This window comes from Pseudomonas sp. GL_117, from assembly GCF_057835125.1.
In genome coordinates, this window is the sequence record NZ_CM174418.1 from 196948 (window position 1) to 222607 (window position 25660).

Below are 25660 nucleotides of genomic sequence, written 5' to 3' on the forward strand. Positions count from 1 at the left end.
TTACTCCTTGGGCAGCTTGGCGGTGGCGCTGTCGAGCAGTTGCGACACCAATTCATTCAGTTGCTTGGCACCCATGGTCGGTGCCCAGTATTCACGCCCGTAGAGGCCGACGTTGCGCTCGAACTTGACCTCTTGCTTGGCACTCGCCAGTTGCTTGCCGTCGCGGTCGACGATCGTCAGGTCACCGGCCACGTCAAAGGTGTCGACGAAGATCGGCCCGTTGACCCAGATCCAGATCGTCAGCGTCAGCAACGCACCGGGCACGTAGGCCGGGTGCACGCCACGGTGGCCCTTGAGTGAGGTCATGTTGAATTTCAGCGACACATCGTTTTCGCCCAGGCGCGTAGGGTATTCGGTGACTTGCTTGAAGTAACCGGCGCTGCGCACGTATTGATTGAGCTGCACGGTCAGGGAGCGGCTGATGGCGGTCTTGTTGGCGTCGTTGATGTCGGCGGCAGTTACCGCGACATCGGCGATTTGCGCGCTACGCGGGCTGCTGACAGCGGCAGGGTGGAGCGGGGCGCCGCGCACGGCCGGGTTTCGAGCGTCAGGGCAGCGGTGTACAGTCACGGCCCGTTCTCGTAAAAAAACCATGATGAAACCAAACAAATATCCCCACCTGAAAGTGTTCTTCGCCTTCTGGTTCATGCCCTTTGTGTTTGGGTTGGCCGCAGGCCCCGTGGTGTTTGTCGCCACGTTGGCACAGCTGTTCAGCAACCCGCGTGCACTCGGGGAAGTGCATGGGCTGGAACTCTGGATGGTGTTTGTCACTACGCCGATACTGGCGCAGGTGGTGTACCTGTTGCCCGCCCTGGGTTTTGCGCTGTTCGTGACCTTGTGCGCGTTCAGCAAAGGGCGCCGCACTTATACGATTATCGGGCTGAGCGGCGGGGCTGTCGCATTTGTGTGGCTGACGTGGCTGGACTACCTGGTGATGCGCGGCAGCACCAAGGGTTTTGTTTTTACAGACAACGCCTTAGCGCTGATTTCGGCGTTTTTCATCGGTGCTGCAGCCTGCGCCTTGATGGCGCTGATTGCCCTGCCGGAGCCGACAGACGGCAGCGAAACGGGCGGCCTGGGCTCAGAAATCCCTTGAGAACCCCTCTCAACTCCGTAAAATGCCGCCGATTGTTTAAAGCTCGATACTGTTCAGGGATGAATTCTTACATGCGCGCGCTTGTCCTCTTTTTCGCCGCCTGCCTCATGGCTGGCTGTGCCTCCCAGCCGGAGTACTACATCTCACCGGCGCCAGTCACCATTCCCAAGACTGCAACCTACTGGCTCGACACGCTCGACGTTGAGGTGGTGGGTAAAAATGAGCGCTTCCTGTCCGACGAAAAGGTTCGCAAAGCGTTGGGTGTCGATATGGTGAACCGCCTGCTCGAAGCAGGTCGCTACGCCACCAGCAAGGACAAGGCCGACTATCTGCTGGATATGAGCATTGTCTACACGCGGCATATCCAGGATTCGAAAGGCGGGCTCGCCACGCTGATCGTCGACGACAACAAACTGCTGCTCAGTGTCGATTTCAGCTACAAGGTCACGGTCAAGAAGAACGGCGCCGAGGTTCTTCACTTTTCCAAGGCCCTGTATGACCAAGTGCCCGGCGGCGTGATCGGCAACTTCGAGCAGTACAAGACCATGGGCGCCCTGGTGACCAATAACAGTAACTCCAGTGTCGAAGGCTTCTATTTCCGTGTTTACAGCCGCGACATCGTCAACGACATCCGCGACATCCCCACCCGCTAGTTTTACCTGCTGCACCTGCTGATTTCTCACTCTAGGAGCACCCTGTGAAAGCACTGTCCAAAATCCTGCTGACCGCCGCAGCGCTTCTGACCGTGGCCGGTTGCGCCACCGAGAGCAACCGCGCGCTGCCGGTGGAGCAAGTCGCCAGCGCCAACGTCGCCTATTCAGGCGTGCGTGTACCGATCGCCGTAGGCAAGTTCGACAACCGCTCCAGCTACATGCGCGGCATCTTTTCCGATGGCGTCGACCGCCTCGGTGGCCAGGCCAAGACCATCCTGATCACCCACTTGCAACAGACCAACCGCTTCAGCGTGCTGGACCGCGACAACATGGGCGAAATCTCCCAGGAAGCCGCGATCAAGGGCACGGTGCAGAAGCTCAAGGGCGCTGACTACGTGGTGACCGGCGATGTGACCGAGTTCGGCCGCAAGGAAACCGGCGACCGCCAGCTGTTCGGCATCCTGGGTCGCGGCAAGACGCAAGTGGCCTACGCCAAAGTCGCGTTGAACATTGTCAACATCAACACTTCCGAAGTGGTGTATTCCACCCAGGGCGCCGGTGAATACGCGCTGTCCAACCGTGAAGTGGTCGGCTTCGGCGGCACCGCCAGCTACGACTCCACCCTCAATGGCAAGGTCCTCGACCTGGCCATGCGCGAAGCTATCAACCGCTTGGTCGACGGCATCAACGCCGGCGCCTGGAACCCGCGCAACTGATCAGCAACACCTCAAGGAGCAGTACACGGATGAGCAAGGCAGTGAAGTTGGCGCTGATGCTGACAGCAACCGCGGTAGTCGCCGGGTGCCACACGGCGCCCCAGCCCCTGTATCAATGGGAAAGCTACCAGCCGCAGGTTTACGAGTACTTCAAGGGCGAGCCCAAGGAAGCGCAGGTCGAGGCGCTGGAACGGGATCTGCAAAAGATCAACGCCAGTGGCCGCAAGGCCCCGCCGGGTTACCACGCCCACCTGGGCATGCTGTACCTGAGCATGGGCAAGGATGACCAGATGGTGCAGGAGTTTCGCACCGAGAAGGCATTGTTCCCCGAGTCCGCGTCGTACATGGACTTCCTGCTGAAAAACGCCAAGACCGGAGTCGCCACCAAATGAGCCTGTTGAAACTCACCGGCGCCCTGCTGGCCTTGGCCTTGCTCGGCGGTTGCGCTGCGCCGAAGACCGTCGATTACACCGCGTACAAACAGTCGCGCCCCAAGTCGATCCTGGTGCTGCCGCCGCTCAATGAGTCGCCGGAGGTGCAGGCGTCCTACAGCCTGGTCTCGCAAGTCACCTACCCGTTGGCCGAAGCCGGCTACTACGTGTTGCCGATTGCCCTGGTGGATGAAACCTTCCGCCAGAACGGCCTGACCACCGCCAACGACATCCAGGCACTGCCACCGACCAAGTTGCATGACATCTTCGGTGCGGACGCGGCGCTGTACATCACCGTTACCGAGTACGGCACCAAGTACATGCTGATCGCCAGCGACACGGCAGTGACGGCCTCGGCCAAACTGGTCGACCTGCGCACCGGCACCACCCTGTGGACCGGCTCGGCGCGGGCGTCCAGCGAGGAGGGCAACAACAACGGCGGCGGCCTGGTGGGCATGCTGATCACGGCCGCGGTCAAGCAAGTGGTCAACAGCTCGACTGATGCGGCCCATCCGATTGCCGGTATTACCAGCGCGCGCCTGCTGTCGCCGGGCCAGCGCACGGGGATCCTGTACGGTCCGCGTAACCCGAAGTACGGTACTGACTAAACCCTCGGCACCGCAGGCAAAGGCCCTTCCCGGCAATGATCGGGGAGGGCCTTTGTCGTTGTGGATGGCGTTTTTTCGGCGTTTTCAGCCACGTCGATTGTTCCAGCGATTACGGCTGCGTACGTCGCTTTGAACAATATCCTCGGGTTTGACCTGCCCATGCGTCTTGATCAGCAGATCGGCGCGGCCATTGCCATTCAGGTCGATGGAGACACTGCCTTTGCCGGTGGCTGGGTCATACGTCAGCAGCGTTTCGCCCTCCTTGCCGCTGAAGGCCTGGACAAAATTCAGTCCCGAGACCCGGGCTTTTTGCAGGGCGCCGGACACATCGATCTTGTCGGTGCCACTGGTGAAGTCCATGAGCGTGTCGGGCTGTTCGGGGGTGGAGTCACGGGCGTCGTTGTAGACGAAGGTATCCGCGCCGCCGCCGCCACGTATCTGGTCCGCCCCCAGGCCCCCGGTGAGCCGGTTGTTGGCCTCATTGCCGATCAACGCGTCGTGGCCTGCGCCGCCGACGGCGTTCTCGATGGTGCAGCCCCTGGCGATGGACACGTTGCCCCTGAGCCCGCCAATGTCTGAAAAGGCACCGGCCTTGAGATTGATGACCTGGTTGGACCTGTAGCCGGATACGTCCAGGGTGTCATTGCCGGCACCGTCCCAGATGCAGGCGATCATCCGGTCCCGTGCGGAATTGAGGGTGTAGTAATCCCGCTGGGTATTGGAATTGAAACCGTAGGTATTGTCTTCTTTGCGGGTCTGATAATTGGCGCCGTACTTTTTCTGGATCGCGGCAATGTCATCCATCATCGGTGCGAGGGGTTTGACCCCGAGCTGTTTGCCACTGCTCTGATCGCCGAAATAGCTCATGACGGTATGGGCGCTGGAATCCTGGGCATACACGCGCTGGCTTTCCGAGGCGCTGCCGTCGTAGTTGCCGGGGTGTTTCAGGCCGAGGGCATGCCCGATCTCGTGGGTCATCACTGCGCGTGTGGCCATGCGGGGGTTGTAGAGCGTTGCGCCACCGCCTCCTCCATAGGGTGTCGGATAAGCGCCCTGTGCAGTGGGGACCCGGTTTGAAATTCCGAACGTCACCCGGCCTTCGGAGGGCCCTCCGTTCTCGGTGAATTGCAGGTTGGCGACATCACTCCAAGAGGTTAAAGAGCGTCGTGCTTCCTGTTTCTGGTACTCGTTGAACCCGCCTGGGTTGAATGAAACTGAAATTTCGGTGGTGTTGTTCCGGTTCTTGTCCTGCCACGTCGGCACGTTGCGCGTGAGCTGCTCGATGATCTGCTGGTTATCGTAGGAGCGTTTGTTCACCCGGGCGATGTGAGGATCATTTGGCCGTTGAGTCATGTCCTTGCCATCCCAGGTGTGGGGGCTGGGTTTGTCGGGGCCTGGGGGAAGCGTACGGCGCTCGGGACGCACGGGCCTGTTCTCCGGCAGAGGGGTCGGGCGAGGCATTGGGCGAGGCATTGGGGGCTTAAAAGGTCGCAGCCAGGGGTGAGTGACAAATGGTCGGATAAAGGGGCGAAAAATCGGCGGAATAGAGAAGGGCCTAAAGAAACGTTGTGGGCTTGGAGGTGCGCTGTAGGGAGCGAAAAAAGTAGGCACGCCAGAATGTATTTTCATTGTTTTACCGTCAAACGCTGCTTGATTTTTCCTTGGTGAAAGTCTGTAGGCAAAGTCCTTTTGCGCAGGACCAAGTTCTCACCGCTGAAAACCACTGCCAATCGCTCAAGTGTTACCCAATGGTGGTTTATCCGATGCTGTCGTAAGTTGTTGCAGTGAGCTGTGGCGTCTGTTTTTTTGCAGATGAGGCGGGGCAGAGCGGGTTCCTTTTTTGTTTGTCTTGGGGTTTTTCCTGATCGCGTCCGATGGACAACAAAAGAACCACACACGCACTTACAGGACAGCGCCATTCCCGAGCGCTGGTTTAAGAAAAATCCTCTATGTTTAACCCGAGCCCCGATCCGGTTGCGTCTGAAGGAGTGAACACATCATTCACCCCCGAGGTTCAGCCGCCATGCCCCGTCTTTTCTTGCCGCTCCTGCGCCCTGTCGCACAAGGCCTTGCCATCACCTCCTGCATGGCAATGGCAGGCTGTGGCGTGCCCACGTCCCAAGACACCGCCACGCCCCACGAAGAAGCCGCAAAGGTGATGCCCAGCGTCGCGCAGGCACGCCTCGAAGGCGCACTGGTCAAGGGGGTGGCGCCAGCGCCGATGATGATGAGTGACGAGCGGGTCAATCCATATCGTAACGAGCCTGGGGAGCAGTACGAACGCCTGCCGGACAACCCGGTGCAGCGGGTCGCCGAAATGCCCGTCTCGACCTTCAGCGCTGACGTGGACACTGGCAGTTACGCCAACGTACGACGTTTCCTCAATCAGGGCAGCCTGCCGCCCGAGGGGGCTGTGCGACTGGAGGAAATGGTCAATTACTTCCCCTACCGTTATGCATTACCCACCGATGGCTCACCCTTTGGAGTGACCACCGAACTCGCCCCGACGCCGTGGAACCCGCACACCCAGTTGTTGCGCATCGGCATCCGGGCGTCCGACCGCGCCGTGGCAGACCTGGCGCCAGCCAACCTGGTGTTTTTGGTGGACGTGTCCGGCTCCATGGACCGCCGCGAAGGTTTGCCGCTGGTGAAAAGCACCCTGAAATTGTTGGTGGATCAACTGCGCGATCAGGACCGCGTGTCATTGGTGGTCTACGCCGGTGAGTCCCGCGTGGTGCTCAAGCCTACCTCCGGCCGCGACAAGGCCAAGATCCGCAATGCCATCGAGCAACTCACCGCCGGCGGCTCGACCGCGGGCGCCTCTGGCATCGAACTGGCCTACCAGATGGCTCGCGAAGGGTTTATCGACAACGGCATCAACCGCATCCTGCTGGCCACCGACGGTGACTTCAACGTTGGCGTCAGCGACTTCGACAGCCTCAAGCAGATGGCCACGCTCCAGCGCAAAAGCGGGGTTTCCCTGACGACCCTGGGCTTCGGTGTGGATAACTACAACGAACACCTGATGGAACAGCTGGCCGATGCCGGCGACGGTAACTACGCCTATATCGACAACCTGCGCGAGGCCCGCAAGGTGCTGGTCGACCAGCTCAGCTCGACCCTCGCCGTGGTGGCGCGGGATGTGAAATTGCAGGTGGAGTTCAATCCGGCACGGGTCAGCGAATACCGGTTGCTCGGCTATGAGAACCGCGCCCTGAAGCGTGAGGATTTCAACAACGACAAGGTCGACGCCGGAGAAATGGGTGCAGGGCATACCGTAACTGCGCTGTACGAAATTGTGCCGAAGGGCGAGAAGGGTTGGCTGGAGCCGCTGCGCTATGCCGCAGAGCCCAAGGCCGAAAGCAAAGCCGTTGAACTGGCGATGCTGCGTGTGCGCTACAAACCCGCTGCGGGCGGTGACAGCCAACTGATCGAGCGCCCCATCGGCCCTCAACCTGTCCAGGCCAGCGACGACCTGCGCTTCGCCGCCGCCGTGGCCGCCTTCGCCCAACAGCTCAAGGGGGATGGCCGCTACACTGGCAGCATGCGCCTGCACGACATCGCTGCACTGGCCCGCTCGGCACGGGGCGATGACCCGTTCGGGCTGCGCAATGAGTTCGTGCAATTGGTGGAATTGGCGCAAAGCCTCAAACATTGATGCCCGATGTGGGAGGGGGTTGCTTGCTCCCACACTTGATTCACCGTCGACTTTCAGAAAGGAGTTCGCCATCGACATGGCCGTTCCAGATGACCTGCCCAGCGACGAATCGCTGCTGGCCCGCTACCGGAGCGGTGACAGTGCCGCGTTCGAGGCCTTGTACGCGCGACATCGCCAGGGCCTGTACCGATTCCTCGTGTCCCTGAGCAACAAAGCCGAACTGGCCGAGGAAATCTACCAGGAGACCTGGCTCAGCCTGATCCGCAGCACTACCCAGCCACAGGGGAGGGCGAGTTTTCGTACGTGGTTGTTCCAGATCGCCCGCAACCGCCTGATCGATTACTGGCGCAAGCACGGCATCCACAACCCGCTGCACGACAGCTACGACGAACAGCTGCACGCCCAGCCCGACGCCAGCCCCGGCCCCGAGCAGCAACTGAGCCTGAGCCGCGACCAGGCGCGCCTCGACGCCGCGCTGCAAGACCTGCCCGAAGACCAGCGCGAAGTCTTCCTGCTGCGCCTGCACGGCGACCTCGAAGTGCCGCAAATCGCCGCCCTCACCAAAGCCCCGCTGGAAACCGTAAAAAGCCGCCTGCGTTACGCCCAGCAGAAACTGCGCCGGTTGCTGGCCGAGGAGATACCCGCATGACCGACTCTCGACACCCCCAGGATTCTGACGACGTGCTCATCCAGCACTTGCGTCAACACAGCACCGGCGAACCGCCCGCGTCCCTCGACGCCTTCATCCTCGCCACCGCCCGCCGCGAAGCCCCGGCACCACAGCCGAGCCTGTGGCAACGCTGGCTGCACGCCTGCCAACGACCACGCTGGCAAATGGCATTCGCCACCGTCGCCGGCCTGGCGCTGATGATCGGCGTGGTCACGCGCACGCCCTTGCCGCAACCCGAAATCTCCACCGCGACCTTCTCCGCACTCCACGAAGAGACAGCCAGCCCACCACCGCCGATGATGTCCGCCCCGGCGCCGGTGGCCCGGATGGCTGCTGTGCCACAGGCCGAGAGTGCGCAGGTCATGGGCTCGATGGCGGACGAGTCCCCCGCCAAACTCAGCAAACGTGCGCCGGTGGCGTTGCCTTCGCTGGAGGAGGGGCTGCGGGAGATTGTGCGACTGCGAGACGCGGGGCAGAGCAAGGCGGCGGATGAGAAGCTGTTGGAACTGCACGAACGCTTTCCCGAAGAGGATTTGCCCGCGCGGTTGGAGGCGCTGAAACTGCGCTGACCCAACGCCCACAAAAAAGCCCCAGGTCGTTGGAGCTGGGGCTTTTTCGTCTGTATCTGGTGCACCCGGCGGGATTCGAACCCACGACCCCTGCCTTCGGAGGGCAGTACTCTATCCAGCTGAGCTACGGATGCTTGTGCGGGCGACATCATACCCATGTCGCCCTTGGGCGTCCATGCTGGTTTTTGGCCGCTGGAACGTAGGAAATCCGCGCGCTGACGCCCTGGGCCGGGCACCGCGGATCATTGCGGTGGAACCCTGCCCAATCACGCTGATCCGAAAGTTTCGGCAAAAGCGCCGTTTTCGTTCTTTTTTTCGAACAGACTATTGCCCTGCCCCCCCATTGATCCTAGGATTCGTTTGAGATTTCAAACGCTCTGTCTCCCGCGTGCGCTTCACCTGAGTCCGCGCGCTGGGGCTGATTTCCCTGACGGCAGCCCACAAGGCGCCTTTCAACAACTCTAATTCGCTCCGCGTGCGCGCGGTGCTGTTAAGGAAACCCGACATGCAGCTTAAAGATGCCCAGTTGTTCCGCCAGCAAGCCTTTATCGATGGCGCTTGGGTCGATGCGGACAACGGTCAAACCATCAAGGTCAACAACCCGGCCACGGGCGAGATTCTCGGCACCGTGCCAAAGATGGGCGCCGCGGAAACCCGCCGCGCCATCGAAGCCGCCGACAACGCCTTGCCGGCCTGGCGCGCGCTGACCGCCAAGGAACGCGCGAACAAGCTGCGTCGTTGGTTCGAACTGCTGATCGAAAACCAGGACGACCTCGCTCGCCTGATGACCCTCGAACAAGGCAAGCCGCTGGCCGAAGCCAAGGGCGAAATCGTCTACGCCGCCTCCTTTATCGAGTGGTTCGCCGAAGAGGCCAAGCGCATCTACGGTGACGTGATTCCCGGCCACCAGCCCGACAAGCGCCTGATCGTGATCAAGCAGCCGATCGGCGTGACCGCAGCGATCACCCCGTGGAACTTCCCGGCCGCGATGATCACCCGTAAAGCCGGCCCGGCCCTGGCCGCCGGTTGCACCATGGTCATCAAGCCTGCCTCGCAAACCCCGTTCTCGGCCCTGGCCCTGGTTGAGCTGGCGCACCGCGCCGGTATCCCCAAAGGCGTGCTGAGCGTGGTGACCGGCAGCGCCGGCGACATCGGCGGCGAGCTGACCGGCAACCCGATCGTGCGTAAATTGTCCTTCACCGGCTCGACCGAAATCGGTCGTCAGTTGATGGCCGAATGCGCCAAGGACATCAAGAAAGTTTCCCTGGAACTGGGCGGTAACGCGCCGTTCATCGTGTTTGACGACGCCGACCTGGATAAGGCCGTCGAAGGCGCGATCATCTCCAAGTACCGCAACAACGGCCAGACCTGCGTCTGCGCCAACCGCCTGTACATTCAGGATTCGGTGTACGACGCGTTCGCCGAAAAACTCAAAGTGGCGGTAGCCAAGTTGAAGATCGGCAACGGTCTGGAAGACGGCACCACCACCGGCCCGCTGATCGACGAAAAGGCTGTGGCCAAGGTGCAGGAACATATCGCCGATGCCCTGAGCAAAGGCGCTACGTTGCTGGCGGGCGGCAAGGTCATGGAAGGCAATTTCTTCGAGCCGACCATCCTCACCAACGTGCCGAAAAATGCTGCTGTGGCGAAGGAAGAAACCTTCGGCCCGCTGGCGCCGCTGTTCCGTTTCAAAGATGAAGCCGAAGTGATCGCGATGTCCAACGACACCGAATTCGGCCTGGCCTCGTACTTCTACGCCCGCGACCTGGGCCGTGTGTTCCGCGTGGCCGAAGCCCTGGAATACGGCATGGTCGGCGTCAACACTGGGTTGATCTCCAACGAAGTGGCGCCGTTCGGCGGCATCAAGGCCTCCGGCCTGGGCCGTGAAGGTTCCAAGTACGGGATCGAGGACTACCTGGAAATCAAATACCTCTGCCTGGGCATCTGACCCGCCCGGCAAGGCATTGCTGCAAACGCAAAGGGCACGAGAGCGCTGACCCTTTGCGTGTTTCAAGACGTTATTCGTAGTGGCCGGGAACGCTGTGGCAGTCGATCATCGCATGCTGCCGCAGTTGCCTCCCCGTCACGTATTCCTTGGACCCCGCCACCCGATGAGTGGCGAATGAGGACTTTATGAGCAAGACCAACGCATCCCTGATGAAACGCCGCGAAGCCGCTGTACCGCGCGGTGTTGGCCAGATTCACCCGATCTTCGCCGACTCCGCGAAGAATGCCACCGTGACCGACGTTGAAGGTCGCGAGTTCATCGACTTCGCCGGCGGTATCGCCGTGCTGAACACCGGCCACGTGCACCCGAAAATCATCGCTGCCGTGACCGAGCAACTGAACAAGCTGACCCACACCTGCTTCCAGGTACTGGCCTACGAGCCTTACGTGGAAGTGTGCGAGAAAGTGAACGCCAAGGTGCCAGGTGATTTCGCCAAGAAAACCCTGCTGGTCACCACCGGTTCCGAAGCTGTTGAAAACGCCGTCAAGATCGCCCGTGCCGCCACTGGCCGTGCTGGCGTGATCGCCTTCACCGGCGCCTACCACGGCCGTACCATGATGACCCTGGGCCTGACGGGTAAAGTCGTGCCGTACTCGGCCGGCATGGGCCTGATGCCAGGCGGCGTGTTCCGCGCGCTGTACCCGAACGAACTGCACGGTGTGAGCGACGACGATTCCATCGCCAGCATCGAACGCATCTTCAAGAACGATGCCGAGCCGCGTGACATCGCGGCCATCATTATCGAGCCGGTGCAGGGCGAAGGCGGTTTCTACGTCGCGCCAAAATCCTTCATGAAGCGCCTGCGCGAACTGTGCGACAAGCACGGCATTCTGCTGATCGCCGACGAAGTGCAAACCGGTGCCGGCCGTACCGGCACGTTCTTCGCCATGGAACAGATGGGCGTTGCTGCCGACCTGACCACCTTCGCCAAATCCATCGCCGGTGGCTTCCCCCTGGCCGGTGTGTGCGGCAAGGCTGAATACATGGACGCCATCGCCCCAGGCGGCCTGGGCGGCACCTATGCCGGCAGCCCGATCGCTTGCGCCGCTGCGCTGGCGGTCATGGAAGTGTTCGAAGAAGAGCACCTGCTGGACCGCAGCAAGGCCGTTGGCGAGCGTCTGGTCACTGGCCTGAAAGCCATCCAGGCCAAGTACCCGGTGATCGGCGACGTACGTGCCCTGGGCGCGATGATCGCGGTCGAGCTGTTCGACGGCGGCGACACCCACAAGCCAAACGCTGCGGCCGTGGCTGCCGTGGTGGCCAAGGCGCGTGACAAGGGCCTGATCCTGCTGAGCTGCGGTACCTACGGCAACGTGTTGCGCGTACTGGTCCCGCTGACCGCGCCGGACGAGCAATTGGACAAAGGCCTGGCGATCATCGAAGAGTGCTTCTCCGAGCTGTAAGCGGACGCTGACTTGATCGACAGAAAAAACCCGCTTCGGCGGGTTTTTTTTGCCTGCAGATTTAGCTGATGCAAGGCAGTTGAAATGTCCATTACAACCGCAAGACGATCATTGATCTGGAGGCGGGGGAGAATGTGGCGATGAATACCGTGTTCAGGGTCATTTCAGCGTTGGGCATGGCGCTGGAAGTGGTCGACAAGCGGATAGACCTTAAATCCCTCGCCGATCCGTGCGCAGATCACCCTGGCGATCAAGATGAACAAAGTGAAGACCTATCCGGATCGCCAGCAGTTGATCGAGTTCGGTCGCAAGCATTGTGGTGTGGAGAAACCGGGGCTCGTCATCGAGCGTATTGCACAAGCATTGTCCGAAGCCCTCAGGTTGCATCAGTCACGCATCGATCCTGGCCTCTACCATGCGATGCAAGCTGAATGGGATGCGGGGCGCATCATGGCGCTGAATGATTCGCTCAAGACGGGGCTGAGGCGAAAGCCGGTTTTCAAGCCGATGCCTTGAATGGGGTTGGTGGTTTTTAGCCACGTTCATTGTACGTACGCGTGCGCATTGACTAAGGTGCAAGCATTGCCGATGGAGCGTGCAGGATGACGGCTGTTGATCTACCCGCTGTACCCCGAGTGTTGATCGCTGAAGCAGACCCCTGGTCGCTGGACCTGCTCAAGCAAGTGTTGTTGAACGTGCGCTGTGACGCACGGCTGGACGTGTGTGCCGATGGTCTGCAAGCGGCTACGCTGCTGCGGGACAAGGCCTACGACCTGATCCTGGCCGATTGGGAGCTGCCGGGCGTCGATGGCCTGAGTCTGCTGCGCCACGTGCGTCAGCAGCGCCGTACGCCGGCGCTGCCGTTCATTCTGCTGAGCAGTCGCAATGACACCGCCAGCGTGCGTGAAGCCTTGCCCCTGGCGCCCACGGCGTACCTGACCAAACCCCTGAACATGGAAAGCCTGACCCAGCGCCTGCAGGACCTGCTGCTCAATGAGGGCGAGAGCGTGTATTGCGAGATCCCGCCGCTGGCGCCGGGCATGACGTTGCCGGTGTTTCTGGAGCGTCTTCGCGACGCCTGCGATGGCGCGCCGCTGCGCGTTGATGTCAAAGCGGCAGTGCAAAAGAGCCTTGGCCCCGACGGCCTGGATCTCAAACGCCTGGAAGACCTGGTGCGCATGGACCCGCAAATCACCGCTGTGCTGATCGCCGCCGCCAACAGCGCCGGCCATCACGGCACGCCGGTACAGACCTTGCCGGCGGCGTTGCACAAGCTGGCGGCGGGGCAAAGCATGAACCTGATTCTGGGCCTGGCCCTCAAGCACAACGTGGTGCTGGGCGACCCGGGGCTGGTGGCTTATGCCGAACGGCACTGGCAGTTTTCCCAGGACACCGCCGACTTCGCCCGACGCCTGGCGCGCCTTTTGGAACTCGATCACGAGCGCTGCTATGCCGCCGGCCTGCTGCATCGGCTCGGCGACCTGGCGCTGCTGCGCTGCCTGGAGGACTGGCGCCAGGGTGGCGGGGCATTGGACGACGAGGCGATTGGCGAGTCGCTCTACACCTTCGGCGCCGCCTATGGCTCGGCACTGCGCGCGCGTTGGCGCTTGCCCCATGAACTGCGCCAGTTGATCGCGGCGATCTATTCGCTGGAAGGCGGGGTGTATGCGCGGGATGCGCTGGTGGTCAACTTGGCGGCGCAGATGGCGCGCCTGACCGAGCATGAAGGGCTGGAAGCACTGGCCAATGGCAAGACCGCGCGGTTGCTCAAGATGGGCCTGTCGGAGCTGACGCGGGTGCGCAAGGCCTAGAGAACAGCGAGATGCAAATGTGGGAGCGGGCTTGCCCGCGATGAGGGTGTGTCAGTCAGCAAATTTTTAGCTGACCCACCGCCATCGCGGGTAAGCCCGCTCCCAGATTGGATCTGCTTAACAGTTGGATGTGTGTCTAGCTGGCGACGACGCGATTCTTGCCTTGGCGCTTGGCCTCATACATCGCTGCATCCGCACGGGCGAACAGGCTGTCCAGGGTCGAGTCCTGTTCGTCCAGGCTGGCCAAGCCTTGGCTGACGGTCACGCTGAATGCCTGGCCTTCATAGTTGAAACTCAACTCCTGAATCTCCCTGCCCAGGCGCTCGGCCACCTGCAACGCCATCTCTGGCGCGCAACCGGGCAGTACGGCGGCGAATTCTTCGCCGCCAATGCGCCCGAACAGGTCGCCACGGCGCAATACCCCGCGACCGCTCTCGGCGATGCGGCGCAGTACCTGATCGCCCTCCAGGTGGCCGTAGGTGTCGTTGATGTCCTTGAAGTCATCGATGTCCAGCAGCAGGAACGCCAGCGGCGCGGCCTGGGCGCAGGCGCTGTCGAACGCCTGGTTGGCGCATTCGAAGAAGTGCCGGCGGTTGCTGCTCTGGGTCAGCACGTCGGTGGTGGCGAGGCGGTGCAGTTCCAGTTCCAGCTGCTTCTTTTCGGTGATGTCTTCGGCCATGCCGACCACGATCACCGGCTTACCGGGCTCGACCTGCTGGTTGATGTAGCACTTGTCGCTGAGCCAGCGGATCTGCCCGTCCGCGGTGATGATGCGGTATTCGCGGTCTTCCACGGTGCCTTGTTCCAGCACGCGGGCCAGGCTGTGTTCGGCGTAGTCGAGGTCTTCGGGGTGAATGCTGTTGCGCCATTCCCGATGGTCGGCCAGCAGCAATCCGGCGGGTCGCCCGAACACGCGCTCATAGGCCGGGCTCACGTACAGCACGCGGCGCGTTTCCCAATCGATGGCCCACAGCACGGCGTTGACGCTGACCAGCAGCGAGCTCAACAGCTGCTCGCGCTCGCTCAGCCGCTCGACTTCACCCTGGGCATGCATCAGCGCCAGCAGGGTTGCCGCCGCCGTCGGAAGGGGCGGTTCAGTGGTGGGGGTATCGGGCAGATAGGGCTTTTCGTGAACCATCGGCACAACTCTCTCTGGGCGCGCCGCAGGATAAAGCAGCGGTCACTACAAGGGGCCACCATGATGGCGAAGTGTTCATTGAGAGAGGGGAATTGCAGTGAAGTTCCGTCAACAGCACCGATTGCCGGTGCCCGGTAAATGACGCCAAAAAGCCGATACGTGGGAGGGCAGGCCCTCCCACTGCACCGTCAGGCTGCCGCAGGGCGCAGCGAATAGGTCTTCAACTGGTGGGCAAAATCGCGCAGGGACTGGATGCCGCTGGCCTCTGCCTCGTGTACCCACTCCTTGATCGCGGCGAGCATATCGTGGCCGTTGCTGCTGGTCTTGAGCCAGATCTGTTGCAGCGCCAGGCGCTTCTCGTAGATCACGGTCAGGGCGTGGCTGTGCTCCAGCATGCTCTGGATGCGCACGTGATGGCGCTCATCCAGCAGGCTGGTCTCGCGCGACAGCAAGCGCTTGGCGCGATGGAACTGGTGGCGTACCGAATGATCGACCTTTTCCAGCTCTTGCTTGACCAGTGGGCCGATCACCAACTTGCGGTACTGGGCCATGATCTGGAAGCGGTTGTTGAGGATCGCCATGGCGGTGTCCATGTCCAGGTGGCCCTTGCCCTCGACCCGGTGGGCAATCGGTGCCACGCGCTGCACCTTGGCCAGGCGCAGGAAGCTGAACACTTTGATCCAGGCCCAGCCCAGGTCGAACTCCCACTTCTTCACCGACAGCTTGGCGGAGTTGGGGTAGGTGTGATGGTTGTTGTGCAGCTCTTCGCCACCGACGATGATGCCCCACGGCACCAGGTTGGTCGCCGCATCACGGCATTCGAAATTGCGATAGCCGACGGCATGGCCCAGGCCGTTGATCACACCGGCGGCCCAGAACGGGATCCACATCATCTGGATCGCCCAGATGGTGATGCCGATGGTGCCGAACAGCAGCAGATCGATCACGCCCATGATCGCCACGCCCAGCAGCGGGTAGGGGGTGTAAAGTTTGCGTTCGATCCAGTCGTCCGGGCAGTTCTTGCCGTAGATGCGCAGGGTCTCGGGGTTTTCCGCTTCGGCGCGGTACAGCTCGGCACCTTTGCGTAATACCGTGGACAAGCCCTTGATCACCGGGCTGTGCGGGTCATCGACGGTTTCGCATTTGGCGTGGTGCTTGCGGTGGATGGCCGTCCACTCGCGGGTGTTCTGCGCCGTGGTCAGCCACAGCCAGAAGCGGAAGAAGTGTTTCAGGCCGCCATTGAGTTCCAGGGAACGATGGGCTGAATAACGGTGTAGATAGACGGTGACCCCAACGATGGTCACGTGGGTCATCAACAGAGTGACTGCCACCAGTTGCCAGGCTGACAAGTCAAGAAAACCGTTGTACCACATAGGCTGTATGGCCCTCAGATAAAGAAAAAAACAGCTCACGCATTATCACTAAGCCCACAGAGAAAACCAGCCGCCCTTTCAGATAGGAGTGACTGGATGTTTCTTACTCTATAATCCGCATCGGTTGTAGGACGATTCTGTTTTTTTGGTAAGGATTACTGAGCATATGCTGTTTTCATACCGAGGTGCCCTACGCGTAGGGCTGGTATACCTACTGGTTTCCATTGCCTGGCTCCAGCTCAGTCGCCAGGTATTGATCAACTTTCTCGATGAACCGAGTCAGTTGAGCCATTGGATGCAGATGCGCGGCTACGTATGGGTGGCCCTCAGCGCGTTGGCGATTTACCTGATCTGCCGACGCTTCGACCGCACCAGCCAGCAGGATCAACCCCTCAAGGAAAACCGCGAACGCCTGCGCCAGGCCGCCGCCGTGTTCGATTGCACCCGCGAAGGTGTGCTGGTCACCGACGCCAAGGGCCTGATCGTGCACGTGAACCGGGCCTTCATGGAGATCACCGGCTACCGGCGCGAAGACGTGATGGGGCAGCAGCCGAGCCTGTTCAAATCCGGGCGCCATTCGTCGAGTTTTTACCAACAGATGTTCCATACCCTGGGGCGCACCGGCGAATGGAGCGGGGAAATCTGGAACCGACGCGAAAGCGGCGAGATTTATCCACAGTGGCAAACCATCCGCGCCGTGCAGGACGATCTGGGCCACGTCAGCCACTACGTCGCGGTATTTTCCGACATCAGCGCCATCAAGCATTCCGAACGCGAACTGGCCCACCTGGCGCACCACGACCCTCTCACCGACCTGCCCAACCGCCTGCTGTTCACCGACCGCGCCGAGCAGGCGCTCGCTTCGGCGCAAGTGCACAAGCGTGGCTGTGCCTTGCTGCTGCTGGACCTGGACCATTTCAAGATCATCAACGACAGCCTTGGCCACGCCGTCGGCGATCAACTGCTGAAACTGGTGGGCGAACGGCTCAAGGCACTGTTCGGCCCCGGTGTGACCCTGGCGCGCCTGGGCGGTGACGAATTTGCGGTGCTGGCGGAAAGTTGTCCACAGGTCGCGCAAGCCGCCGGCGTGGCGCAACGCATGCTGGATGTGATGAAACAGCCGTTCATCTTCGACGGCCACCAGTTGTTCATCAGCGCCAGCATTGGCATCAGCGTGTTCCCCAGCGACGCCCTGAGCGCCGAACAACTGCTGCGCAACGCCGACTCCGCGCTGTTCAAGGCCAAGAGCGCCGGGCGCGAAAGCTACGCGTTGTACACTGAAGAACTCACCGCCCACGCGCAAAACCGCGTGGAAATCGCCAGCGAGTTGCGCCGCGCCCTCGACCAGCACGAGTTGCGCGTCTACTACCAGCCCGTGCACAACCTGCAAGACAGCCGCCTGGTGGGCGTCGAAGCGCTGGTGCGCTGGGAACACCCCGAACGCGGCCTGGTGCCCCCGGGGGATTTCATCCCCATCGCCGAACGCACCGGGCTGATCGCCGACATCGACGCTTGGGTGCTGGGCCAGGCGTGCCGCCAGATGTGCCAATGGCTGGCGGACGGCTTGCCATTGAGCTTTATCGCGGTCAACGTTTCCAGCCGCCTGTTCGCCCGGCGCGAGCTGTACGACCAGGTCGCCCAAGTGCTGCACGACACCGGCCTGGACCCGGCGTATCTGGAGCTGGAAGTCACCGAAAGCGCTGTGATGGAAGACCCCGAAGTGGCCCTGGAGCAACTGCACCGCCTGCGCGAACTGGGTTTGCGCCTGGCCATCGACGATTTTGGCACCGGCTATTCCTCACTGCTGCGCCTCAAACGCCTGCCGGTGCAGAAGCTCAAGATCGACCAGGGGTTTGTCGCTGGGTTGCCATGGGATGAGGATGATGCCGCCATCGTGCGCGTGGTGATTGCCTTGGCGAAAAGCATGGGCATGCAAGTGCATGCCGAGGGGATCGAACAGGTGGAGCAGGCGCGGTTTCTGTTGGCCCAGGATTGCGATATGGGGCAGGGTTATTGGTTTGGCCGGCCGGTGCCTGCGAGTGAAATCGATTGGGCGAGGGCACCGGCAATCCAAATGTGAAATACAGCCAGAATGTGGGAGCGGGCTTGTGTGGGAGCGGGCTTGCCCGCGAAAGCGATGGATCAGACAACACATCTGTCACTGACAGACCGCATTCGCGAGCAAGCCCGCTCCCACATTTGGCTCTATGCAAGGCTTGATTTCAGTGTCGACGCCTGAAAGTCCCGCGCAACCCCACGTCCCATCAGAAAATTCTTTCTGGTTATATAAACATTCTTAAATAGTATTTTTAAGAATATCTGCGCTTATCTACTATCGCTCTCACGCCGCAAGCAGTGCCGCCACTGCGAGGCACTATTCATTTCAGGAGCGAGACCATGAGCGCATCTCTACGTAGCGTCGACGGCCAGGACGAAGCAGCCATTTTGCGTGAGATCCAGAGCGCCTTGCGCGATCTGCGGTTCGGCGCGGTGGAAATCACTGTGCACAACGCGCAAGTGGTACAGATCGAACGCAAAGAAAAATTCCGCCTGCAGAACCCGGGTAACAAACCGAGCTGAGCAGCAACGGCGATTCGCATGCTAGACCCGCACTTATAAGAAAAAGCCAACACCCAGAATTTTCAGGAGCTTCTATGTCGTCGATTCGCCGTTATGCCCTGGCCGCCCTGGCCAGCGCCGTGTTTGCCGGTTCCGCCGTTGCCAAGGACTACGAGTTGCTCAACGTCTCGTACGACCCGACCCGTGAGCTGTACCAGGACTACAACGCTGAGTTCACCAGCTACTGGAAGCAGGCTCACCCTGGCGACAATGTGAAGATCCAGCAATCCCACGGCGGTTCGGGCAAGCAAGGCCGCGCCGTGATCGACGGTCTGCGCGCCGACGTCGTGACCCTGGCCCTGGCCGGTGACATCGATGAAATCGCCAAGCTGGGCAAGACCCTTCCGGAAAACTGGCAGACCCGCCTGCCGGACGCCAGCACCCCGTATACCTCGACCATCGTGTTCCTGGTGCGCAAGGGCAACCCCAAAGGCATCAAGGATTGGGGCGACCTGATCAAGAAAGACGTGTCGGTGATCACCCCGAACCCGAAAACCTCCGGCGGCGCCCGCTGGAACTTCCTCGCCGCCTGGGCCTACGGCCTGAAAACCGGCGGTAGCGAAGCCAAGGCCCAGGAATACGTGAAAGAGCTGTTCAAACACGTGCCTGTGCTGGACACCGGCGCTCGCGGTTCGACCATCACCTTTGTCAACAACGGTCAGGGTGACGTGTTGCTGGCCTGGGAAAACGAAGCCTTCCTGGCACTCAAGGAAGACGGCGGCGCCGACAAGTTCGACATCGTCGTACCGTCCCTGTCGATCCTTGCCGAACCACCGGTTGCCGTGGTCGACAAGAACGCCGAGAAAAAGGGTAACACCGAGATCGCCACCGAATACCTGAAACACCTGTACAGCCCGGCTGGCCAGGAGATTGCGGCGAAAAACTTCTACCGCCCACGCGATGCCAAAGTCGCCGCCAAATACGCCCAACAGTTCCCGAAACTGGACCTGGTGACTATCGACAAAGACTTCGGCGGCTGGAAAACTGCCCAGCCGAAGTTCTTTAACGACGGTGGCGTGTTCGACCAGATCTACACGGCGCAGTAAGCAACACTACCTGTAGTAACCCGCTTTTCTGTGAGATCTGGCTTGTGTGGGAGCTGACTTGCCTGCGATAGCATCACCAAGGTGTGACTGACACACCGAGGTGCCTGCATCGCGGGCAAGCCCAGCTCCCACCGAAAAGCCAGCCCCACAGAAGGCTTGTTCCTACAGTGGTATCTTCCCCGCTAACCAAGGACTCTTATGTCGCGTCGTATCTCCCCCGTCATACCCGGCTTCGGGCTGACGCTGGGCTACACCGTGGTGTACCTCAGCCTGATCGTACTCATCCCCCTGGCGGCGATGTTTGTACACGCCGCCCAACTCACCTGGGATCAGTTCTGGAACATCATCTCCGCTCCGCGCGTGTTGGCGGCGTTGCAATTGAGCTTCAGCACCGCGTTGTACGCCGCGCTGATCAACGGCGTGATCGGCACACTGCTGGCCTGGGTGCTGGTGCGCTACACCTTCCCCGGCCGCAAGATCATCGACGCGATGATCGACCTGCCGTTCGCCTTGCCCACGGCTGTCGCCGGTATCGCGCTGACCGCGCTGTACACGCCAAACGGCTTCGTCGGCCAGTTCGCCGCTGACCTGGGCTTCAAGATCGCCTACACCCCCCTGGGCATCACCCTGGCGCTGACGTTCGTCACGCTGCCGTTCGTGGTGCGCACGGTGCAGCCGGTACTCGCCGACATCCCCCGCGAAGTCGAAGAAGCCGCCGCCTGCCTGGGCGCCAAGCCGTTGCAGGTGTTCCGCTACATCCTGGTGCCGGCACTGCTGCCCGCCTGGCTGACCGGCTTTGCCCTGGCGTTTGCCCGTGGCGTCGGTGAGTACGGCTCGGTGATCTTCATCGCCGGCAACATGCCGATGAAAACCGAGATCCTGCCGCTGCTGATCATGGTCAAGCTCGACCAATACGACTACCGCGGCGCCACCTCCATCGGGGTGTTGATGCTGGTGGTTTCCTTTGTCTTGCTGCTGCTGATCAACTTGTTGCAGCGGCGCATCGAACGTCCATAAGGAGGCGCGGAACATGTCCCAATCGTCTATTTCCGCCGCGTCTTCGGCCAACGCCGCCCGCCGTGGCAGCGCGACGTCACGACGTATCCTGATCGGCCTCGGCTGGCTGGTGTTTGTGCTGTTCCTGCTGTTGCCGCTGTTGATCGTGGTGACCCAGGGCCTGAAGAACGGCCTGGGTTCGTTCTTCACCGCGATCCTTGAACCCGACGCGCTGTCGGCGTTGAAACTCACCGTGATCGCCGTATTGATCTCGGTGCCGCTCAACCTGGTGTTTGGCGTCAGCGCCGCGTGGTGCGTGAGCAAGTACTCGTTCCGTGGCAAGAGCATCCTGGTCACGCTGATCGACCTGCCGTTCTCGGTGTCGCCGGTCATTGCGGGCCTGGTCTACGTGCTGATGTTCGGCGCCCAGGGCTTCTTTGGCCCGTGGTTGCAGGACCACGACATCCAGATCGTGTTCGCCTTGCCCGGCATCGTGCTCGCGACCATCTTCGTCACCGTGCCGTTCGTGGCCCGTGAACTGATCCCGCTGATGCAAGAGCAGGGCACCCAGGAAGAAGAAGCCGCGCGGCTGCTCGGTGCGAACGGCTGGCAGATGTTCTGGCACGTTACCGTGCCGAACATCAAATGGGGCCTGATCTACGGCGTGGTGCTGTGCACCGCGCGGGCCATGGGCGAGTTCGGCGCGGTGTCGGTGGTGTCCGGCCACATCCGCGGCGTCACCAACACCCTGCCGCTGCACGTCGAGATTCTCTATAACGAATACAACCACGTTGCCGCGTTTGCGGTGGCCAGCCTGCTGCTGATCCTGGCGCTCTTTATCCTGCTGCTCAAGCAGTGGAGCGAGAACCGTATCAACCGCCTGCGCAAAAGTGCCGGTGAGGAATAAGTCATGTCGATCGAAGTGCGTAATGTCAGCAAGAACTTCAATGCCTTCAAGGCCCTGAACAGCATCAATCTGGACATCCAGAGTGGCGAGCTGGTGGCGTTGCTCGGGCCCTCCGGCTGCGGCAAGACTACCTTGCTGCGCATCATCGCCGGCCTGGAAACCCCGGATGACGGCAGCATCGTGTTCCACGGTGAAGACGTCTCCGGCCACGACGTGCGTGATCGCAACGTCGGCTTCGTATTCCAGCACTACGCGTTGTTCCGGCACATGACCGTGTTCGATAACGTGGCGTTCGGCCTGCGCATGAAACCGAAAAACCAGCGTCCGAACGAAAGCCAGATCGCCAGCAAGGTCCACGAACTGCTGAACATGGTGCAGTTGGATTGGTTGTCGGATCGTTACCCGGAACAACTCTCCGGTGGCCAGCGCCAGCGTATCGCCCTGGCCCGCGCCCTGGCGGTGGAGCCCAAAGTGCTGCTGCTCGACGAACCCTTCGGCGCCCTCGACGCCAAGGTGCGCAAGGAACTGCGCCGCTGGCTGGCGCGCCTGCACGAAGACATCAACCTGACCTCGGTGTTCGTGACCCACGACCAGGAAGAGGCCATGGAAGTTGCCGACCGTATCGTGGTGATGAACAAGGGCGTGATCGAGCAGATCGGCTCACCGGGCGACGTCTACGAAAACCCGGCCAGCGATTTCGTCTATCACTTCCTCGGTGATTCGAACCGTCTGCACCTGGGCGAAGACAATCATGTGTTGTTCCGCCCGCATGAAGTGTCGCTGTCGCGCCATGAACTGGAAGACCACCACGCCGCCGAAGTGCGCGACATCCGCCCCCTGGGCGCCACCACGCGGGTGACGTTGAAAGTGGAAGGCCAGAGCGAACTGATCGAAGCTGAAGTGGTTAAAGACCACGACAGCCTCACGGGTCTGGCCCGTGGCGAGACCCTGTTCTTCAAGCCCAAGGTCTGGCAAAAAGCCTAAGAACCCACCGCCAGGCCCAATCTGGAATGGGATCAAACTGTGGGAGCGGGCTTGCTCGCGAAGGCGGCGTGTCAGTTGATGAAAGTGCTGGCTGACCCACCGCTATCGCAGGCAAGCCAGCTCCCACATCTAGACCTTTCTCGGCTCAAGATCGCGGCGTGTCACAGGGCCCGACCGTGCTTCGATCTGCTGCTTGAGGTCATGGCGCAGCCCCAGCAGAAACGCCAACTCGGCCACCACAAACAACGGCCCGACGATCAGCCCCGACACATCATCCACAAACGCGGGCTTTTTGCCTTCGTAGTAGTGCCCTACGAACTGGATCACCCAGCCCACCACGAACATCCCGATGCCGCTGCCGAGCCACACCGCTGTGCTCTGCGCCGCCAGCACATGCCCGGCCCACACCGACAAGCCCATCAGCACCGTCATCAGTGCACCCAGCGCCAGTTCCAGGCGCAGGTAAAACACTGCGCTGAACAACGCGAGAAGAACCGCCGGTGAAATCCACAGCCCAGCCACCGCCCATTGCGGGCGTGACAGCAGCACGGCCACTGCGACGACAATCAACGGGATGCCGATAAAGTGGCTGGCGATATTGCGTGGGTCGCGGTGGTAGGCGGCGTATTGGCTAAGATGCTCGACGAGGCTTTTCATTCTTGTTCCTCCTGTAGGATGTTTGATCATGCTCTGTCAGTCGTTGCCTGACTGTCAGCTGGGCGACAATCTCTGGAGTTCCCATGGACGCAGCTCAATGGCACGCGCGGCTCGCCGCCGGTCACTGGTTCAGCCACCTGCCTACAGCGTTTCAGCATAGCTTGCTGGCTCACGCCCGATTGCGCTCGCTGGTCGCTGGGCAATGCCTGTTCAAACGCGGTGATCCACCCTGCGGCCTGTATGCGGTGCTGGACGGCAGCCTGCGCATCAGCGCGGTGAACGAACACGGCAAGGAGGCGGTATTGAGCCTGGTGGAGTCGCCGTTCTGGTTCGGCGAAATCTGCCTGTTCGACGGCCTGCCGCGTACCCACGACGCCAGCGCCGTCGGGCCGTGCACGCTGTTGCAGGTGCCGCAGCAGGCGCTGCTCGGCATTCTTGAGCAAAACCCCCGGTATTGGCGCGACCTGGCCTTGCTGATGAGCCAGAAACTGCGTCTGAGTTTTATCGGCCTGGAACACCTGAGCCTGATGCCCGCCTCGGTGCGCCTGGCCCATCGTTTGCTGATGATGGTCGAGGGCTACGGCGACATCGAGCCCTCACGGCGCAGCGTGCAACTGCCCCAGGAAGACCTCGCCGCGATGCTCAGCCTGTCACGCCAGACCACCAACGCCCTGCTCAAGGACCTGCAAGCCCGGGGCATCGTGCGCCTGGGCTACGGCGCAATCGAAATCCTCGACGCCGAGCGCCTGCGGGAGGCGGCGCACACCTGAGGGTGTTAGCCTGCAGGCCTGATCAATCGAGGTGTGTTATGCGCGTGCTGTTAGTGGAACATGAATCCGATGAGGCACAGCAGATGGCCCAGGGCCTGAACGAGGCGGGTTACAGCGTGGAAGTCGCGGCCAACGGCATGGCGGCCCAGCGCTTTGTGGAAAGCAGCGAGTACGATCTGGTGATCCTGGATGTGATGCTGCCGGGGCTGAATGCCTGGAAGTTGCAGCAGGCGATTCGCCAGAAGGGCGACACGCCGCTGTTGTTCCTGACCACGCCCGGTGGAATTGAAGACCGCCTGCGCGGGTTGGAACTGCATGAGGATGACTACTTGCTCAAGCCGTTCGCGGCCAAGGCGTTGGTGGCGCGGGTGCGCAACGTGTTGCGGCGTGATCGTGGGCGTTGACGGTACTGGCGCCATCGCGGGCAAGCCCGCTCCCACATTTGATTGCATTCCAAGGTTGGAACCCGATCACCTGTGGGAGCGGGCTTGCCCGCGATGAGGCCCTCAACCCCCCCATAAATCCCTCTACCGCAACCCATCCCGGAACTGCCCCGGCGTCACCCCCGTCCAGCGCTTGAACGCGCGGCTGAAACTGCTGGTATCGGCAAACCCGAGCAAATGACTGATCTCCGCCAATGAGCATTGCGGGTCCCGCAAGTGCAGCAACGCCAGATTCTCCCGGCACTCATTGAGCAGCGCATCAAACCGACAGCCTTCATCCGCCAGATGCCGCTGCAAACTGCGCAGGCTCAAGTGCAACGCCTGGGCAACCCGCTCCGCGCTCGGCTCGCCGTCGGGCAGTTGCGCTTCGATCACCCGGCGCACCCTGCGCTCCCAGGTCAGCGGTTGCAGTTGCGCGAGGGTGCGCTTGAGCACGGTTTCATTGTGTTCGGCCAGCTCGGGGTTGGCGTCGTCGAGGTGGCTGTCGAAGTCCTGGGCGGCGAATTCCAGGCGGTCTTCCTCGGCGGCAAAAAACACCGGCGCGCGAAACACTGTGTGCCACGGCGTGGGGTCAGCCGGCTGCGGGCGCCGCAAGTACACGGCGAGCGGTGCATAGTCACGCCCCAGGCGATTGCGGCAGGTGCGCACATAGATCGCCGCAAACGCATCGATGGCTTCAAACGCCGGCGCCGGGCTGCCCTGCGGTTGCAGCAGGCGAAAACGGTAGCGTTCGCCATCCCCGCTCAGCTCCAGGGTCAGGGCATCGCTGACCACCTGGTGATACCTCACGATGCGCTCGAACACTTCGCGCAGGCTGCCGCTGGCCACCAGCGCATAGCCCAGTGCGTGAAAGGTGGTGGGGCTGACAAACCGCGACACCCGCAAACCGATCGCCGGGTCGCCGCTGGCCTGCACCGCCAGCGCCCACAGGCGTGTGGTGGCCGACAGCGGGTAGCGCGCATTGGGATCGTCCATCAGCTGCGGGTCGAGCCCGGCCGCGATGCACAGCGCGGCGCTGTCGAGGCCGAGGGCGTCGAGTTGCTTGCGCAGGGCGCGGGTCCAGCTGGCGAGGGAAGTGGCTTCGGGCATGGTGATTGGCGCTTG

The 25660-nt window shown here is 61.6% G+C and carries 26 protein-coding genes and 1 tRNA gene; 20 read left to right on the top strand and 7 right to left on the bottom strand.

What is annotated here, in order from left to right; all coding sequences use genetic code 11:
* The gene (locus AC3ISR_RS00875; RefSeq protein WP_463985081.1) at positions 1 to 570 is read right to left on the bottom strand and encodes a hypothetical protein; all 570 of its coding nucleotides are present in this window, start codon (positions 568 to 570) and stop codon (positions 1 to 3) included.
* A gap of 25 nt (positions 571 to 595) precedes the next feature.
* Between AC3ISR_RS00875 and AC3ISR_RS00880 the strand changes: the two genes are divergently transcribed.
* The 5 genes from AC3ISR_RS00880 (at position 596) to AC3ISR_RS00900 (ending at position 3504) form a co-directional block, all read left to right on the top strand.
* Complete coding sequence (locus AC3ISR_RS00880) at positions 596 to 1096, top strand: hypothetical protein (RefSeq protein WP_463985080.1); 501 nt, start codon at positions 596 to 598, stop codon at positions 1094 to 1096.
* A gap of 71 nt (positions 1097 to 1167) precedes the next feature.
* Positions 1168 to 1749 carry a hypothetical protein gene (locus tag AC3ISR_RS00885; protein WP_192298537.1) on the top strand — a complete coding sequence of 194 codons (582 nt, stop codon included), beginning with the start codon at positions 1168 to 1170 and terminating at the stop codon, positions 1747 to 1749.
* 44 nt (positions 1750 to 1793) lie between these two features.
* Entirely contained in the window at positions 1794 to 2465 is a 672-nt protein-coding gene (locus AC3ISR_RS00890; RefSeq protein WP_192298536.1) for a CsgG/HfaB family protein, read from the top strand.
* 29 nt (positions 2466 to 2494) lie between these two features.
* Entirely contained in the window at positions 2495 to 2857 is a 363-nt protein-coding gene (locus tag AC3ISR_RS00895) for a DUF4810 domain-containing protein (RefSeq protein WP_192298535.1), read from the top strand.
* A complete protein-coding gene (locus AC3ISR_RS00900) occupies positions 2854 to 3504 on the top strand; it encodes a DUF799 domain-containing protein (RefSeq protein ID WP_192298534.1) in 651 nt (216 codons plus the stop codon). The genes AC3ISR_RS00895 and AC3ISR_RS00900 overlap by 4 nt, the downstream gene beginning before the upstream one ends.
* Before the next feature lie 84 nt (positions 3505 to 3588).
* Here the strand turns inward: AC3ISR_RS00900 and AC3ISR_RS00905 are convergent, their stop codons facing one another.
* Positions 3589 to 4857, bottom strand: coding sequence for a M10 family metallopeptidase C-terminal domain-containing protein (locus AC3ISR_RS00905; RefSeq protein ID WP_463985079.1), 1269 nt, complete (start codon positions 4855 to 4857; stop codon positions 3589 to 3591).
* A 670-nt stretch (positions 4858 to 5527) separates the two neighbouring features.
* On the opposite strand from AC3ISR_RS00905, the gene AC3ISR_RS00910 reads away from it, so the two are divergent.
* The 3 genes from AC3ISR_RS00910 (at position 5528) to AC3ISR_RS00920 (ending at position 8401) form a co-directional block, all read left to right on the top strand.
* On the top strand, positions 5528 to 7162 hold the full coding sequence (locus tag AC3ISR_RS00910; protein WP_463985078.1) for a vWA domain-containing protein: 1635 nt from the start codon (positions 5528 to 5530) through the stop codon (positions 7160 to 7162).
* A gap of 76 nt (positions 7163 to 7238) precedes the next feature.
* Entirely contained in the window at positions 7239 to 7811 is a 573-nt protein-coding gene (locus tag AC3ISR_RS00915; RefSeq protein ID WP_226456645.1) for an RNA polymerase sigma factor, read from the top strand.
* Complete coding sequence (locus tag AC3ISR_RS00920) at positions 7808 to 8401, top strand: hypothetical protein (protein WP_463985077.1); 594 nt, start codon at positions 7808 to 7810, stop codon at positions 8399 to 8401. Before AC3ISR_RS00915 ends, AC3ISR_RS00920 begins: the two co-directional genes overlap by 4 nt.
* Positions 8402 to 8458: 57 nt before the next feature.
* Here the strand turns inward: AC3ISR_RS00920 and AC3ISR_RS00925 are convergent.
* Positions 8459 to 8535 (bottom strand) — tRNA-Arg (locus AC3ISR_RS00925).
* A 371-nt stretch (positions 8536 to 8906) separates the two neighbouring features.
* Between AC3ISR_RS00925 and gabD the strand changes: the two genes are divergently transcribed.
* The 4 genes from gabD to AC3ISR_RS00945 all read left to right on the top strand — a co-directional run bounded on the left by gabD (position 8907) and on the right by AC3ISR_RS00945 (position 13623).
* Complete coding sequence (gene gabD, locus AC3ISR_RS00930; RefSeq protein ID WP_017734500.1) at positions 8907 to 10349, top strand: NADP-dependent succinate-semialdehyde dehydrogenase; 1443 nt, start codon at positions 8907 to 8909, stop codon at positions 10347 to 10349.
* A gap of 185 nt (positions 10350 to 10534) precedes the next feature.
* Entirely contained in the window at positions 10535 to 11812 is a 1278-nt protein-coding gene (gabT, locus tag AC3ISR_RS00935) for a 4-aminobutyrate--2-oxoglutarate transaminase (RefSeq protein ID WP_463985076.1), read from the top strand.
* A 255-nt stretch (positions 11813 to 12067) separates the two neighbouring features.
* Positions 12068 to 12328, top strand: a complete 261-nt coding sequence (locus AC3ISR_RS00940; RefSeq protein WP_192298519.1) for a hypothetical protein — start codon at positions 12068 to 12070, stop codon at positions 12326 to 12328.
* Between the two features lie 86 nt (positions 12329 to 12414).
* A complete protein-coding gene (locus AC3ISR_RS00945) occupies positions 12415 to 13623 on the top strand; it encodes an HDOD domain-containing protein (protein ID WP_463985075.1) in 1209 nt (402 codons plus the stop codon).
* Positions 13624 to 13759: 136 nt separating this feature from the next.
* On the opposite strand, the gene AC3ISR_RS00950 is transcribed toward AC3ISR_RS00945, so the two are convergent.
* A complete protein-coding gene (locus AC3ISR_RS00950; RefSeq protein WP_192298517.1) occupies positions 13760 to 14761 on the bottom strand; it encodes a GGDEF domain-containing protein in 1002 nt (333 codons plus the stop codon).
* Positions 14762 to 14949: 188 nt separating this feature from the next.
* Positions 14950 to 16134: a delta-9 fatty acid desaturase DesA gene (gene desA, locus AC3ISR_RS00955; protein ID WP_192298516.1), complete on the bottom strand. Its 1185-nt coding sequence runs from the start codon at positions 16132 to 16134 to the stop codon at positions 14950 to 14952.
* A 166-nt stretch (positions 16135 to 16300) separates the two neighbouring features.
* Between desA and dibA the strand changes: the two genes are divergently transcribed.
* The 6 genes from dibA to AC3ISR_RS00985 all read left to right on the top strand — a co-directional run bounded on the left by dibA (position 16301) and on the right by AC3ISR_RS00985 (position 22686).
* Positions 16301 to 18214: a phosphodiesterase DibA gene (gene dibA / locus AC3ISR_RS00960; RefSeq protein WP_463985074.1), complete on the top strand. Its 1914-nt coding sequence runs from the start codon at positions 16301 to 16303 to the stop codon at positions 18212 to 18214.
* Positions 18215 to 18531: 317 nt separating this feature from the next.
* The gene (gene oscA / locus AC3ISR_RS00965; RefSeq protein WP_003170956.1) at positions 18532 to 18714 is read left to right on the top strand and encodes a sulfur starvation response protein OscA; all 183 of its coding nucleotides are present in this window, start codon (positions 18532 to 18534) and stop codon (positions 18712 to 18714) included.
* Positions 18715 to 18788: 74 nt separating this feature from the next.
* Entirely contained in the window at positions 18789 to 19799 is a 1011-nt protein-coding gene (locus AC3ISR_RS00970; protein ID WP_226456681.1) for a sulfate ABC transporter substrate-binding protein, read from the top strand.
* A 198-nt stretch (positions 19800 to 19997) separates the two neighbouring features.
* On the top strand, positions 19998 to 20816 hold the full coding sequence (cysT, locus tag AC3ISR_RS00975) for a sulfate ABC transporter permease subunit CysT (RefSeq protein ID WP_192298513.1): 819 nt from the start codon (positions 19998 to 20000) through the stop codon (positions 20814 to 20816).
* Positions 20817 to 20829: 13 nt separating this feature from the next.
* The gene (cysW, locus tag AC3ISR_RS00980) at positions 20830 to 21702 is read left to right on the top strand and encodes a sulfate ABC transporter permease subunit CysW (RefSeq protein WP_192298512.1); all 873 of its coding nucleotides are present in this window, start codon (positions 20830 to 20832) and stop codon (positions 21700 to 21702) included.
* 3 nt (positions 21703 to 21705) lie between these two features.
* Positions 21706 to 22686 carry a sulfate/molybdate ABC transporter ATP-binding protein gene (locus AC3ISR_RS00985; protein WP_463985073.1) on the top strand — a complete coding sequence of 327 codons (981 nt, stop codon included), beginning with the start codon at positions 21706 to 21708 and terminating at the stop codon, positions 22684 to 22686.
* Between the two features lie 129 nt (positions 22687 to 22815).
* Here AC3ISR_RS00985 and AC3ISR_RS00990 read toward each other — a convergent pair whose 3' ends face one another.
* Positions 22816 to 23343, bottom strand: a complete 528-nt coding sequence (locus AC3ISR_RS00990) for an Mpo1 family 2-hydroxy fatty acid dioxygenase (protein WP_192298510.1) — start codon at positions 23341 to 23343, stop codon at positions 22816 to 22818.
* A gap of 83 nt (positions 23344 to 23426) precedes the next feature.
* Between AC3ISR_RS00990 and AC3ISR_RS00995 the strand changes: the two genes are divergently transcribed.
* Positions 23427 to 24113, top strand: a complete 687-nt coding sequence (locus AC3ISR_RS00995; protein WP_192298509.1) for a Crp/Fnr family transcriptional regulator — start codon at positions 23427 to 23429, stop codon at positions 24111 to 24113.
* Positions 24114 to 24151: 38 nt separating this feature from the next.
* On the top strand, positions 24152 to 24517 hold the full coding sequence (locus tag AC3ISR_RS01000) for a response regulator transcription factor (protein WP_489324549.1): 366 nt from the start codon (positions 24152 to 24154) through the stop codon (positions 24515 to 24517).
* A 123-nt stretch (positions 24518 to 24640) separates the two neighbouring features.
* Here the strand turns inward: AC3ISR_RS01000 and AC3ISR_RS01005 are convergent, their stop codons facing one another.
* Positions 24641 to 25645: an AraC family transcriptional regulator gene (locus tag AC3ISR_RS01005; RefSeq protein WP_226456687.1), complete on the bottom strand. Its 1005-nt coding sequence runs from the start codon at positions 25643 to 25645 to the stop codon at positions 24641 to 24643.
* Between the last annotated feature and the right edge of the window lie 15 nt (positions 25646 to 25660).